The organism is Acinetobacter sp. NIPH 542 (genome assembly GCF_000369825.1).
GTDB classification, from domain to species: domain Bacteria; phylum Pseudomonadota; class Gammaproteobacteria; order Pseudomonadales; family Moraxellaceae; genus Acinetobacter; species Acinetobacter oleivorans.
Map to the genome: position 1 here is coordinate 1,228,092 of NZ_KB850206.1, position 14,809 is coordinate 1,242,900.

General features: G+C 40.1%; 8 protein-coding genes and 1 pseudogene. 5 read left to right on the forward strand and 4 right to left on the reverse strand.

The annotated features are described in order from the left end of the window. Positions 1 to 33: 33 nt before the first annotated feature. The 4 genes from entS to fes are packed head-to-tail and all read right to left on the reverse strand — an operon-like array spanning position 34 to position 9,889. Positions 34 to 1,284, reverse strand: a complete 1,251-nt coding sequence (gene entS, locus F886_RS11350) for an enterobactin transporter EntS (protein ID WP_005305160.1) — start codon at positions 1,282 to 1,284, stop codon at positions 34 to 36. Further along, positions 1,281 to 8,432: a non-ribosomal peptide synthetase gene (locus F886_RS11355; RefSeq protein WP_005305163.1), complete on the reverse strand. Its 7,152-nt coding sequence runs from the start codon at positions 8,430 to 8,432 to the stop codon at positions 1,281 to 1,283. The genes entS and F886_RS11355 overlap by 4 nt, the downstream gene beginning before the upstream one ends. Before the next feature lie 12 nt (positions 8,433 to 8,444). Beyond that, positions 8,445 to 8,660 carry an MbtH family protein gene (locus F886_RS11360; RefSeq protein WP_005305165.1) on the reverse strand — a complete coding sequence of 72 codons (216 nt, stop codon included), beginning with the start codon at positions 8,658 to 8,660 and terminating at the stop codon, positions 8,445 to 8,447. A 29-nt stretch (positions 8,661 to 8,689) separates the two neighbouring features. Further along, on the reverse strand, positions 8,690 to 9,889 hold the full coding sequence (gene fes, locus F886_RS11365; protein ID WP_005305168.1) for an enterochelin esterase: 1,200 nt from the start codon (positions 9,887 to 9,889) through the stop codon (positions 8,690 to 8,692). A gap of 266 nt (positions 9,890 to 10,155) precedes the next feature. On the opposite strand from fes, the gene F886_RS11370 reads away from it, so the two are divergent. From F886_RS11370 to F886_RS20545, 5 genes and pseudogenes are all read left to right on the forward strand, one after another. After that, entirely contained in the window at positions 10,156 to 10,926 is a 771-nt protein-coding gene (locus F886_RS11370) for an SDR family oxidoreductase (protein ID WP_005305170.1), read from the forward strand. 44 nt (positions 10,927 to 10,970) lie between these two features. Then, entirely contained in the window at positions 10,971 to 12,209 is a 1,239-nt protein-coding gene (locus F886_RS11375) for an isochorismate synthase (protein WP_005305173.1), read from the forward strand. Beyond that, positions 12,206 to 13,870 (forward strand): (2,3-dihydroxybenzoyl)adenylate synthase, encoded by a 1,665-nt coding sequence (locus F886_RS11380; RefSeq protein ID WP_005305175.1) that lies wholly within the window; start codon positions 12,206 to 12,208, stop codon positions 13,868 to 13,870. The genes F886_RS11375 and F886_RS11380 overlap by 4 nt, the downstream gene beginning before the upstream one ends. 19 nt (positions 13,871 to 13,889) lie before the next feature. Next, a pseudogene (locus F886_RS11385) lies at positions 13,890 to 14,540 on the forward strand (isochorismatase family protein); the annotation flags it as partial. Between the two features lie 30 nt (positions 14,541 to 14,570). Then, entirely contained in the window at positions 14,571 to 14,759 is a 189-nt protein-coding gene (locus tag F886_RS20545; protein WP_235823111.1) for a phosphopantetheine-binding protein, read from the forward strand. The last annotated feature ends 50 nt before the right edge of the window (positions 14,760 to 14,809 follow it).

Genomic DNA, 14,809 nt, shown 5'->3' on the forward strand with positions numbered 1-14,809 from the left:
AAGGCAACGAATTGCCTTCTTTTTATTTAGGGTTTAATTTTCTTGTAATTTAGGATCTTGGAATCCAGTTTCACGCATATCTTGAGAGTTGAATAGGAACATAAATCCTACTGCAAAGCTTAATATGCCAAAGAAGAGGATACTTCCTGAGATTGGTAAAAACCGAGTTAAAAGACCCAAAGTTGTAGTGGCAATCGAATCGCCTAACGCATCTTGTGCAAGCCAGATTGAATTAATACGCCCTAAATATTCATCAGGCGTATGTCCTTGCACAATGCTGTATTGAAGCAAATTGGCAATCGACATCAAATATCCAAATACACATAAAATGGGCAAAGTCACTATGAGCCACGGTGAAAGTCCAATCATAATCATACAACTAAAAACACCTAAGCACGTATAGAGCATGACTAAGCCGGGTTTGAGTAACTTTGTTGTCCATCCACTCAGTAATGCGCCTAAAGTTGAGCCTAAAGGCACGGCCGAATACATAAGTCCGAGTTCAAATGCGCCGCCGTGAAAAATTTCATCTGCCATTTGCGGAAAAATAATACGAATAGCACTGCTAAAACTGAGCAGTGTTCCAATTAAAATGGTGCTACCAACCACTTTATTTTTAAAAACGAATTTAAACCCTTGAGCTAATTGACGAAGAGGACTCTCATCATTTGATGCATGTTGCGGTTTAAGCGCAGGTAGCCCCATCAATAAAAATACAGTAAGTAAAGTACCCACGGTTGAGACCCAATATACGGTTGCAACACCGCTAGCAGCAATTAAAATACCGCCGATTGCTGGTGAAATAACGGTTGCAAGACGTACGGATACCATACTGATCGCACGAGCTTGTACAATATTTTCGCGCCCTACAATCACAGGCATGATCGCCATCATTGCTGTTACACCCAGTGCACCAAAGAAACCATCCCATGCCGATAAAAAATAAATCGCATAGAGCGAAGGGTGCTCAAACATGGCGTTGATGGCGAGGCCTGCAAAGCCTAAACCACACACACCACGTGCCAATAAAATTAGCCATTTTCGGTCTTTGCGATCTGACAGCAAACCACCAAGTAACAAGCCAATAAACATGGCTATGCCTTCAAAAGCCATTGCGACGGCAACGTTAAGCGAGTTACCCGTAATGTCATAGACCTGTTTTGGAATAGCCACGACCAACATGCCAATGGTTAACAATGACAATGTGCGGGCAATAAATACATGTCGGAAATGAGCATTACGTTTTAAAAGACTAAAATCGGTCAATATAGATTTGAAGCTCATGGCGTGTGCTCCTCTAAACCGCGTGCCTGACAAATCATACGGTTTAAAATTGGGCCAAGTGTTTCAAGTTGCTGTGGAGACAATATATCGGTATGGTCCGCTTCGCTTAGTCGAACAATATTGAGTTTTTTAACTAAAGGGGACCATTGTTGTTCTGGTTGGATATACGGAAGCAAGTCTTTTTCAGCGACAACTAAGTGTAGTTCACCATCAAAGTTTGGCATTTTATAAGGTTTTAATAAACGGACGGCATCGCGATAGTTTGCGAAAATATCCTCTTGTAAACGTCGAGTTTCTTCACTTAATGCCGTATCTGCATCGGCCAGAATATCATTGAAGAATTGAAGCTGTTCTTGTTCGGCTTCAGCATTCATTTCCTCTACCGATAAATCTAACCACTGATGAATTTCGGCTGGGTAAGTGTCTAACAAGCCGAGAAAATCAACCTGTTCACCTTGTTCAGTTAACTTTGCAGCAACCGCATAGGCTACAGTGCCACCAAGTGAATAACCTAATAAGGTATAAGGTCCTGTCGGTTGTTGCTTACGAATAATCTCAAGTTGTTTTTCAACGAGTTCATCCATATCAGTGCTATTTGCCAATAGGCCATCTGGTCGAGGTGACTGCAACCCGATAATTGGTAAGTCAGAATGCAGATAACGATTAAGCACAGTGTATTGCCATGCCGAACCAGAACCAGGGAAGAAACAGAACAATGGATACCCAGAGCCAGAACGGATTGGTAAAACAGGTTGCATACCAGTTTGTTCAACTTCTTCCAAACGTTCTTGTGTAAGAAGCAAAGCCGCTAAACGCTGAATCGTGACATGACTCATTAACTGACCAATTGGAATGGTCCGCTTAAATACTTTTCGGATTTCAATTGCAAGCTTCATGACCAAAATGGAATGTCCACCAATGGCAAAGAAATCTTCATTTACACCAATATTTTGTTCTGTATTTAAAACTTGTTGGAAAATACGTGTCAGTTCATGTTCAAAGCCAGTTGTGGCGTACTGTTTTTCTGTGTTTGAAGTATCAAGTTGTGGTCGTGGTAGTGCTTTACGGTCCAGCTTACCATTATGACTTAATGGGAATTTCTCGACCAACATATAGTGTGTCGGCACCATATATGCAGGAAGCTGTTTCGCCAATTGTTTCTTTAATTGGTCGATGTCCAAAGGTGCTGTTGTTTGTAAGTAAGCAACCAATTGAACATCAGCTTTATTTTGTTCAGTAACGATAGGATGTACAACCACATCAAGACCGCTGATTAAGCGTAATTGTTGTTCAATTTCACCCAGTTCAATACGTTGCCCACGTATCTTTAACTGGTCATCAGCACGGCCTACATATTGAATACTTCCGTCTGCATGCCAACGGGCAATATCACCAGTGCGGTACATGCGTTGACCTGCTGCGAATGGATTTGCCACAAAACGTGTTGCTGTTAAGTCTGCTCGATGCAAATAACCCATGGCCAGTTGATGGCCTGCCAAATAAAGCTCACCGTCCACTCCAACAGGAACAGGGCGTAAGTATTGATCTAAAATATAAAGCTGGGTATTCCAGACTGGATATCCAATTGCAACGCTACTTTCTTCTGGGTGTAATCCGAGTGTTGCGTCCATATAACTCACATCTACCGCAGCTTCGGTTGGGCCATATAAGTTATGTAGCTCACAGCTAAAGTGCTCGGTAAATGATTTTGCTAAAGCCGTTGGTAATGCCTCACCACTACAGAATACTCGGCGGATCGGTAAACTTTGACGCTGAGCAGATGACAAAATTTCGGTAGCAGCATTTTCAAAAACAGCCAACATTGACGGTACAAAATGTAATGTTGTTACCTGATATTTTTGAATGAGGCTTAATAATGCCAATGGGTCACGGTGTGCATCTACAGGTGCCATAACCAATCGTGCACCTACTAAATATGACCAGAAAAACTCCCATACCGAAACATCAAAAGTACATGGCGTTTTTTGCAAAATCGTATCGTTGGTTGACAGTGGATACTCTGATTGCATCCATAAAATACGGTTCACAATGGCTTGGTGAGAAACCATGACACCTTTTGGTTGGCCTGTTGTACCCGATGTATAGATTAAATATGCTGGATGCTGTGGCGTAATGACTGTTGTTTTATAGCTGCTTAAATCAACCTTTGTTTCATCAAACAATTCATTAAAAGTAAAGGTGGCTATTGATGGAGAGGCAATAGCAGCTAGATCTTTTTGTTCACCAATCACAAGTTTAGATTTGGCATTCTGCAACATAAATTTGATGCGTTCAGACGGATGTTGTAAATCAATAGGTAAATAAGCTGCACCTGCTTCAATCACCGCTAAAATAGCGATACTCAATTTGACTGATCTTGGTAGAGCAACCGCAACAATATCCCCAGCCTGTACGCCCGCTCTTTGCAATTGCTGTGCTAACGCACAAACTTGCAAACGCACTTCACTGAAACTGAGCTGATGATTTTCATCAGATAATGCCGTTTGTTCAGGAGTAATTCGAGCTTGTTCTCTGAGTAATTGCTGTAACGTGCTCTGGCGAACATAGTATTGGGTTTGATTCGTTTTCTGGATTAAATCGCGTTCTTCGGCCAGTTGTAAGCGATAGTGAGCTAGAGAAGTCTCTGGTTCATTTAATGCAATTTCAATCAATTGAACCATTCGCTCGAGGAAATGCTCTGGTTGATCAATTACACCACGCTGTTCGAGTAATAGTTCAATTTGATGATCAGGAATAACCAATAAAGCAAGTGGATAATGGCTATAACCACGATTTGTGAGTTTGGAGATCGTAGCATCACCAAGTTTTTGCTGTAAATACTGGTTATCAGGATAGTTTTCTACGACTAACAAACTATCGAAAAGATTGCCTTGCCCCACTAATTGCTGAATTGCACCCAGACCCAAACCATCATGTTCTAAATGTTCAACATGTAATTGTTGTAACTGAGTCAATTGTTCCCAAAGCGTTTGCTGCATGTTGAGTTTTACACGCACCGGAATCGTATTTAAAAACAATCCGATTTGCTGCTCTAAACCATTAATAGGTGCTGAACGCCCAGAAACAGGTGTACCAAATACAATATCTTCACGATGAGCATAAATATTTAAAGTCATTGCCCAAATCATTTGCATGAAGACATTGAGCGTGATGCCTTGCTGGCGTAATTTGTGTTGAAGTTTCGCGCCCAACTCAGCACTTAAACGATATGAAGTTTCCTGTACAGCTTGCTGTGCTTGATTAAATAAAATAAGTGGCTGCAAATCAGCTAAATCACGTTGCCATATTAAGTTTGATGTTTCATGGTCACGTGCAGATAAAGCTTTAATCACTGTTTCATAACTATGTTCAAGCACTGGCAGTTGTTGGTTAGTTTGCTGATAGGCTTTAATAAAGTCTTGTAAAAATAGCGGAGTTGACCAACCATCAGTTAACAGATGATGCACCATAATCAATAATTCTGACTGTTCTGGAGCATGTTGAATTAAGGTTGCCCGAATTAAGCCATAGGATTGGTCGAGCTGAATCGGTTGCTGCAATGCTTCTTGAATGGTTTGCTCAAGCAAATCGGGAGTGACCGAACAAAACTGAACTGGCCAAGCTTGAGTAGGATGTAATGAATAAATAAAAACAGGTTCTTCAGCTAATTCGCTATCAAAATGTCCACCTAATTGTGGGTGACGTTTTAATACGGTAATCAACGCTTGCTGTAAACGTACCGGATCAATGTCTCCATTTAAACTAAGACGAGTAAAGGCATTATAGTTCGATTGATTTTCTACTTGAGATAAGAACAGCATGCCTTTTTGCAAAGGAAGCAAAGGTAAAATAGTGCTGTTTTTGCCATATTTTTCTTGAACTTTTTGTTCTAGTTCTGCTGAAAATAATGGTTTTGAAATGGCTGCTTGTTGCTCATCTAAACGGGTGAGTTGCGGTGCCATAGCGGCCACTGTTTTAAATTGGAATACATCACTTGGTCTTAAGCCGTAACCACGTTGGCGCAATTGAGTACAAAGCATAATGGCCGAAATACTATCGCCACCCGTCATAAAGAAGTCGTCATCAATTCCAATTGCGTCAAGCTTAAGAACAGATGCAGTAATTTGACATAAAAGTTGTTGTTCAGACGTTTCGGCCATTCGGCTATGGGTACGAATTTGAGGTTTTGGCAGTGCTTTTTTATCAACTTTACCACTTACATTTCGTGGAAATTCGGACATAACAGTTAGAGCAGAAGGCACCATATATTCAGGTAAGTTTTGACGTAACTGACTTAAATATTGCTGACTTAATTGCTCACTGGTTTTTTCATCAAGTTCAATGTCTTTAACCACACAATAACCGAGTAAACGATGACTGTTATTAATCGGTTCTGCAATCACGACTGCGCTTTCAACATTGGCTAAAATCGAAAGTGCATTTTCAACTTCACCGATCTCAACTCGATAACCACGAATTTTAATCTGGTCATCACATCGCCCCATAAATTCAAGTTTACCCGAACTATTCCAGCGGACTAAATCACCCGTACGGTACATGCGCTGTCCATGTTCAAATGGATTCGCTACAAAACGGGCAGCACTTAAATCAGCTCGACCTAAATAACCATTGGCAATACCAAAGCCAGAAATATAAAGTTCACCAATCACGCCTGTAGGGCATCGTTGTAAATGACGATCTAGTACATAGGCCTGTGTATTACCAATAGGGTTACCAATGACAGGGCGAGCTGTCTGTTTTAATTCTGCTCGGAAAGTATCAACCGTATATTCTGTTGGGCCATATAAGTTATGTGCAAAAAGCGCTGGCTGAGCATTGAGCTGTTGCCATAAAGCTAAAGGTGCAGCTTCACCACCAATCAAAATAAGACTTGGGTGATGCTGATTTTCAGCAAATAAACCATTCGTCATCATTTGCGCACAAAAAGATGGCGGTAAATCAAGTGTATCGATTTGTCGTTGCTGAATTTCTTGCACTAAACCAAATGCATCACGACGCATGTTTTCATCAAAAATATGTAGCTCTTGGCCCCATAACATCCAGAAAACTTGCAACCAAGATGAGTCAAACGAGAAAGAGTGGGTATGCGCTGCACGTAACGGACGGTCAGGAAAACGCTGATTTACAGCTTCTAATACGGGCCAGTAAATAGTTGGTTTATGTGACAAAATGAGGTTGAGTAAAGAACCATGTGTGTTCATTACCCCCTTAGGGCGGCCAGTACTACCTGAGGTAAAAATGACATAAGCGACGTCTTGGAAATCAAATTTACGATTTTCGGCAGGAATATCACTCGCATCTTGCTTTCGAATTTGCGTTTGAACATCTTCATGATCAAGATATAGCTGTTGAATATTTTGAGGTAATTGCTGTGCGAGAGTTTGGGTGGTTAATACAAATAATGGATTGGCATCTTCACACATCATTTGCATACGATCGATTGGGTAATCTAAATCGAGAGGCAAGAAACTCGCACCAGAATTGAGTACAGATAACATCACCACAACTGAGTCAATCGAACGAGGAATAGCTCCAGCAATGACCGTTTGCTTTTTGGCTCCATTTTCTTGTAAAAAACGAGTGAGTTGATTTACTTGTACTGCAAGCTCAGCAAAACTAAGATGCTGAAGGTTTGGACGTTCACCACTCACAATTGCGGTACGTTCAGGATACTTTTTAATTTGCTCATAAAAAATATCTAGAACATTATTATATTGTTCAGGATGGCTAACACGTGGACCAATACCACTTTGCGTAAGGGTAGCAAGCTCTTGTGGTGTCGTAATATTAAAATTGCTACATGCCTGTTCTGGACGAATTAGAGCTTGTTCAAGCAATAAAGTTAAGCGTTGACCATGGTTAAATAGTTCATCTTGTGTATAACGCTGCGAATCTGCACGTAGTTCGATAATGAGTTCATGATTTTGAACAATAAAAGAAAACTCAAAATCATCAATTGGTCCTGTAGAAATATGGTGTGTTTTGACCTTTTCACCATCTAAGATCAAGTCTTGATCAAAAGCTTTATAGTTTAAAATAGGGCCGTACATTCGTTCATGAATATCGATACTATTTAAATCTCTTAAAATTTGTTCAGCATCGTATTTCTGATGCGGACGAATTTGTCGTAATTGCTCTTGTACATGTTGAGCTAAGCTTACCCAACTGTCTTTTTCAGTAACTTTAAACTTCACAGGCAAGACATTTACCGTCGGTAAGGTTGAGCGAATCGCCTTTGAACCTAAACGACGCATAAATGGAATACCGTTAACCAAATCGGCTTTATCGGTCATTTTGTAAATATAATGTAATGACAATGACATCATCATGTCATTCAAAGCTAATTTAGATTGCGCAGCTAAAGCTTGAATCTGCTCTAAAATTCCTGTCGAAAAACGCAGCTGATGCTTAATAAATGTCGCTGTGGTTTTTGCCGCTAAATGATGTGTACTTAAACTAACTGGACTAGGTAAATCTTCACAATATGCCTTCCAGAAAGCTTGGTCTATTTTAAATTGATGGCTATTTTCATAAGCCTGACGTTCCGAAATAACATCATTAACGCCAATGAACGGAGAAATCGAAAGGTCTTTTTCTTCTTGTAATTGTTGATAGAGTTCAACAATACGTTTGGTCAGGTTAATCATGCTAAAACCATCAAGCATGATGTGGTGATAGCGTTGATACCAATACACTTTATCATGCGTCGTAAATAACACCTGACGAAACAGTTGAGATTCACCCGTTTTAAGTGATTTAGCACATTGACGATCTGATGGCATCCAGTCCCATAAACGCTGCTGAGCTTTTTTAGGCGTTAAATGACAAAAATCAAATTCTTCAATTTGAAACTGAACTTGGTTATTAAGTTCAATAAACGGTTGAGATGGGTCAGATGAATACGAAGCAATGACCGTGTCGGCTTCATTTAAGCCGATCTGAATTGCTTTTTTAAACGTTGGGATATCGACAGTTTTTGGTAGTTCCAAACAATGTGCAATGGTATATAAATCTTCAATTGAACTTAAATGATCGGCAAGGAAAATGCCGAGCTGAGTAGATGCCAATTCAAAACGAGCTGGTTGAGAAAGGTCCGGAGTAAATTCATTATTTAATGCCTGATTCATGACAATACTCCTTTACGCTTGTTGAAAGGGGTTAATTGCAAGCCAGTGCTTTTCTACATATGCGATACACGAAGCCCGTGTATCAGGTCCATGCTGAATATCCCACCCCGATGGCACCTGATGTTGAGCAGGCCATAAACTGAACTCACCTTGTTGATTTTTTAAAACCTGAAAAGACAAACTTTCGTTATCGAAAGGATTAATATAGTTTTCCTGTAAGTTGCTCATGATATTGTTATCCTTGATGAAACAAATGGTTATAGTGAAAGAGTTTGTTGCAATGCCTTAAGCAAGTCAGTACGCCAGTTCACGGCATCATGTCCGCCCTGAAAAGTGTGAAAACTCACTTGATTGAATGATTGCAATTGTTGATAAAGCTGAAGGGCATCGTCCCGCATATCGGTTTCATACGTGCCGGCACTGATATAAATTTGAGTTGTTTTTGATAATTGATGAGATAGGTTTTGAAGCAGTTGTAAAATATTACCTTTGTGTTTTTGCCCTAAAATACTGTTTGAAAAATCTGACCACCAATAAGATCCAGACTGTAAAATCAGGGAAGTAAAAATGGTCGGAAACAACAAAGTACTATGTAAAGCGCATAATCCACCTAAACTTTGACCACATAACGTAATGTTTGTTTTAGAAATAAAAGAATATTCTTTTAAGAGTATTTCAATAAGTTCATCAACCAACGCCCGACTAAATGCATCATGGCAACCATAATCTTGTTGGCGTTGTTGACTATTTAAACTATAAACAAAAACATAAATTGCTGGGCGAATCTTATTTGAATCAGTCAAATGTTGAATTTCGGGCAGAATTGAAAGCTCTCGACTCCAAATTTGGCCATCAAGCAATATGACGAGTGGCAAGACTTCTTGAGTCGATTGATGACTAATAAAAACGTCAACTAAATAGTCCTGTTGGCATAAGCGACTTGACCATTGGAATGTCTTTGTAATTGGGCAATTGCTTATTAAAGATTTTGTGTTTTCGAGTTGAATTTGATTGATGTATCGGGCCAGATGTCCCGTATAAAACTCATTTTGATTAAATGAGTCAATTTGAGCATTTTGTTTAAGTTGTGTCTGCCACCATAAGCGGCGTGTTGCCGAACAATCTGTTTCTGGCGCTTCTTCACTAGCAGTCACTACAACATAACTACCAGTCCAAGCTAAGGGCAGCTCTATTTCAAAGAAGTACACATCTGTCCCAGCTATATGGCTAAAACGATTCCACTTTTGATAGATAGAAGGGCTTTGTGAATAAATATCAATATAGACAAAGATACTTTCTTTAGGCTCAGGACCACGCCAAACAAAGGTACAGAGCGCTTTATTTTTTTGTAGGTTAACTAGCGGACTACCTATTTTTTTAACGGTATTCCACCAGACCTCACTCCCAACATTGAGTTGTTGAAATAGGGGATGTAAGGGATGAGAAAATGGCTTCATTTTGAGTCCATCTCGACAAGAAAGCGCGGTCAAATTAACAAAATGATTCTCATTAGTAAATGAAAACAATTATCATTATAATCAATAAAAAAAGATGCGTTCTATTAAAATTTTTAAAAATCAATAAAATAGGTCGAAATGTTGGTTAATAAATAACTTGATTTAGATTGTAATCTTATGTTTGATATTTATCGCACTTGATAATAATGATAATTATTTGCAATTATGTGGCGGAATTTACTATTCGAGTCAAACTGGAGTAAAACATGAGCTCTACCATCGTAGTCACAGGTGCTGCAAGAGGTATTGGAGCTGCTATTGCAAAAAAATTATTGCAGCAAGGATATCAAGTGATGGGCATAGACCGACAGGAAAATCCCGAACAATGGGAAGTCACTCAAAAGCTACAAGACAGTGAAATCACACGTTGGCAAGGCTTTCAGCAAGATATTACTGATCAAGAAACAACAGCGAAGCTCATTACAGATATTTTAAACAAACATAGCGTAACGGGTTTAGTGAATGCGGCGGGCGTTTTGATTATGCGTTCTATGCTTGAAGCAAAAACAGAAGACTGGCAAACACTTTTCGCTGTAAATGTCATGGCACCCATCGCAATTAGTCAACAACTTGCCAAGCACTTTTGTGAAAAAAAGCAGGGAAGTATTGTCACGATTAGCTCGAACAGTTCACGTATGCCACGTATACAACTTGGCATGTATGCCACCAGCAAGGCTGCGTTGAGCCATTACTGCCGCAATCTCGCACTTGAAATCGCACCTCACCAAGTAAGGCTTAATATTGTTTCGCCAGGCTCTACGCTAACTCAAATGCAGCAGCAGCTTTGGACAGACAATTCACCTCCGCCTGCGGTAATCGATGGAGATTTAAGCCAATACCGTACAGGCATTCCCTTAAGAAAATTAGCCCAGCCTGAAGATATTGCCAATACGGTCAGCTTTTTACTTTCTGATCAAGCTGCACAAATTACCATGCAAGAAATTGTGGTTGATGGAGGAGCCACTTTAGGCGTTTAAACATTCATTCATTACAACAAAATAACTGTATAAGGAGTTGCGAGATGTCGGCACAGCATCCGTATTTTATCCAACGAGAAAATTTTACTGAAAGCCGCGTTGCATTAGCCCAAGAAATTTTAAATTGTGGAAATGACGCTGGTTTTATTTTCACAACGCCAGAATACACCATCAATAGTGATCAAAAATTACGAGATATTCAAGTTGCTAAAAATAGCCTTTTAAAAGATTGGTTAGATGAAGCACGAGCTCAATTAGAACTTGCAATGAATGACGGTTATAAAGACGTCAAGATTATGGGTGGACTACCATTTTGTTCGGCAGCCGATGTCAATTTAATGCTGATGCAAAATGCAAAAATCTATCAGAAAGTACTCTATGCACAATCTGATATTGATTTTGGTTCTTTATCTTTAAAAAAGGCTGATTATTTCCCTTTAGGTGAACATTACCAACAGCAAGTTGAGTATTTAGTTCAGCAAATGCAAGCAAAAAAACTCGATAAAGCCGTACTTGCTCGTATTTTACAACTTGAATTTGAAAAAAATATTCCCGTCTCGGACCTATTTTATAACTTAGCTAAGCATAATCCCGAAGGCTATAACTATGCAGTCGCGAGGCATCCTCAAAGTGAAGGGTGGTTTGTCGGTGCAAGCCCCGAACTTTTAATTGCAAAGCAAAATACAAAAATCTGGAGTAAACCGGTTGCTGGCACATTGGCTCGTGATGACGATCCAACCCTAGACCAAAACAACGCCAGAGCATTACTTGCTTCACAAAAAGATCAACATGAGCATGCACTCGTCATCGAAATGATTGCCGATGAGCTCACACCTTTTTGTAAGGAATTAAAAGTACCTAAGCAACCATCCCTGATTCGTACTAAACGCCTTTGGCACTTGGCATCACATATTACGGGCGAACTTAAGAAAGCCGATACACATGTTTTTGACTTAATTGAACGCTTGCACCCAACACCTGCAATTTGTGGGGAGCCTAGTCCAATTGCGAAAGAACTAATTCAGCAACTTGAACCGTTTAACCGTGAATTATTTGCAGGAACTATGGGTTGGGCAGATGAACAAGGTAATGGTGAATGGTCGGTGACTGTTCGCTGTGCCCGAATTTATCAGAACATTGCCCGTTTATTTGCCGGTGCAGGCATTGTTGAAGCTTCTCGACCACAAGCTGAACACGCTGAAACTGCCGCTAAATTTCGTACTGTACTGGACGGATTCCAGATTTCACCAAATCAATTGCCAATACAAGGACCAAACACATGACAACACAGGTTTATCTGGATGGTGCCGTGCCATATCCAGCAGAATTTGCAGAGATTTACCGTAAAAAAGGTTATTGGCTTGGACAAAACTTGAGTGATTTCTTGCGTGAAAGTGCTCAAAAATACCCGCAAAACATAGCAGTATATGATGGTGATAAAGCCGTTAGTTACGCTGAGTTTGATCATTTAGTTGATTACTGTACAAGCCATTTATATCAACATGGACTAAGAGCGGGTGATAAAGCGGTTGTACAAATGCCGAATCACTATCAGTTCTATGTTTTATTTTTTGCACTAATCCGGCTTGGTGCTTTACCTATCATGTCTTTGCTTGCCCATCGATATGCTGAACTCAGTAGTTTTTTCAAACAAACTCAAGCAAAAGCTTATTTCTGCGCTGATTTTGGTGCACAAAAATTTGATTACCGAGAGCTTGCCGAAAAGCTTCAGCAAACTGCTCCTTGCTTAGAGCATGTATTTGTACTTGGAAATGCCGACAAATTTGTAGCGATTCAAAATCTCTTAAAAGAAACCCATATTTCAGATGAGGCGATTTCGCCAACTACAGCAGATCAGGTTGCTTTCTTACAACTTTCAGGTGGAAGTACTGGTGTTCCTAAACTGATTCCACGTACCCATGACGACTATCTATATAGCGTACGTGAGAGCGCGAAAATCTGCCGTCTTAATCAGTCATCACGTTTACTCATGGTTTTACCTGCGGCACATAACTTTTCAATGAGCTCGGCAGGTTCTTTAGGTATTTTTTATTACGGTGGAGCTGTGGTTTTAGGCACTGACCCAAGCCCTGAAACTGCTTTTTCATTGATCAAAAAACATGGTGTGACAGATGCTTGTTTAGTTCCTGCATTGGTTCGACCGTGGATGGATAAAGCAGCCAAAGATCAAGATCCAATATTGTCGACTCTACGTTGCTTACAAGTCGGAGGAGCACGTTTACCCGATGCAGTTGCCACACGCTTGATTGATGAGTTCCATGTCAATTTACAACAAGTTTTTGGCATGGCTGAAGGGCTGGTAAATTACACCCATTTTGACATGACGAAAGAGCAAATTATCCATACCCAAGGTTTAAAAATCTCACTAGATGATGAAATTTTAGTACTGGATGATAATGATCAGCCCGTAGAAGCGGGAGAAGTGGGGCATTTGCTGACTCGCGGTCCCTATACTATTCGCGGCTATTACCAAGCACCAGAGCACAACGCTCGTTCTTTTACACCAGATGGTTTTTATCGTACAGGCGACCTAGTTCGTATTCGTGAAGATGGCTGCATTGTTGTGGAAGGGCGTTCAAAAGAACAAATCAATCGTGCTGGTGAAAAAATTGCGACTGAAGAAGTGGAGCAAGCTTTATTAACTCATCCACAAATTCGCCTTGCAGCGCTGGTTGCTATGCCTGATGAGATTATGGGTGAAAAAAGCTGTGCCTTTATTGCATGGCAATCACAAACCGATGATCCAAGTCCAATTCGCCTTGCGATGTCAGTTCGTCAACATCTGAAAGACTATGGGCTTGCTACCTACAAAATTCCCGATAGTGTCAAATTTATCGAGCAGTTTCCATATACAGCCTTTGGAAAAATCGACAAAAAAAAACTACGTCAACAATTTGAAACCAACCCCAATATTCTTGCTTAAAGATAAAAGGAAAAATTTGATGAGTATTCCTAAAATTGCCAGTTACAACATGCCACAAGCGCACGAATTTACCGCGAATAAAACACATTGGCAGTTGCATACCGATCGCGCCGTTTTATTGGTACATGATATGCAGCAATATTTTTTAGATTTTTATGATCAAACTCAAGCGCCTATTCCAGAGCTTATTAAAAATACCAAAGAACTGATTGAAACTGCGCGTAAGTTTAATATCCCTGTCGTCTATACCGCACAGCCCGGTAACCAGACACCTGAACATCGCCAGTTATTAACTGACTTTTGGGGAACTGGTTTAAAAGATGATCCATATATTACCCAAATTTTGCCGGAAATTACGCCTGATAAAAATGATACTGTCTTAACAAAATGGCGTTATAGCGCTTTTAAATTTTCTCCACTTGAACAACTTATGCGTGAGTCAAACCGCGATCAACTCATCATTTGTGGTGTTTATGCCCATATTGGTTGCCTCATGAGTGCGGCAGAAGCCTTTATGCTAAACATTCAGCCGTTTTTATGCGGAGATGCACTTGCTGACTTTAGCCGTGAAGAACATGATATGGCTTTAAAGTATACAAGTACTCGTTGTGGGCAAGTCATGACAACTCAGCAAGTCACACGAGCTTGGGCGCTTGAACAAGCTGCATCACCACTCACTGAAGAAGGTATTGTTTTAGCAGTGAGTGAACAACTTCAGATTCCAGCATCAGACATTCAGTTAAATGATGATTTACTCATGCTTGGACTTGATTCGGTACGACTTATGACATTAGTGGGTAAATGGCAAGCTTACGGCGCACAGGTAAGCTTTGAAGATTTAGCTGAACAACCAACTCTAGAAGTTTGGATTGATAAGTTAGTCGCCTAAATTGAAAAGAATAAAAAAATGGCAGATTTAATATCTGCCATTTTTTTATT

Excerpts from the sequence above, each read along its gene's own strand:
- entS (WP_005305160.1), bottom strand. The coding sequence starts at position 1,284 with ATGAGCTTCAAATCTATATTGACCGATTTTAGTCTTTTAAAACGTAAT.
- F886_RS11355 (WP_005305163.1), bottom strand. The coding sequence starts at position 8,432 with ATGAATCAGGCATTAAATAATGAATTTACTCCGGACCTTTCTCAACCA.
- F886_RS11360 (WP_005305165.1), bottom strand. The coding sequence starts at position 8,660 with ATGAGCAACTTACAGGAAAACTATATTAATCCTTTCGATAACGAAAGT.
- fes (WP_005305168.1), bottom strand. The coding sequence starts at position 9,889 with ATGAAGCCATTTTCTCATCCCTTACATCCCCTATTTCAACAACTCAAT.
- F886_RS11370 (WP_005305170.1), top strand. The coding sequence starts at position 10,156 with ATGAGCTCTACCATCGTAGTCACAGGTGCTGCAAGAGGTATTGGAGCT.
- F886_RS11375 (WP_005305173.1), top strand. The coding sequence starts at position 10,971 with ATGTCGGCACAGCATCCGTATTTTATCCAACGAGAAAATTTTACTGAA.
- F886_RS11380 (WP_005305175.1), top strand. The coding sequence starts at position 12,206 with ATGACAACACAGGTTTATCTGGATGGTGCCGTGCCATATCCAGCAGAA.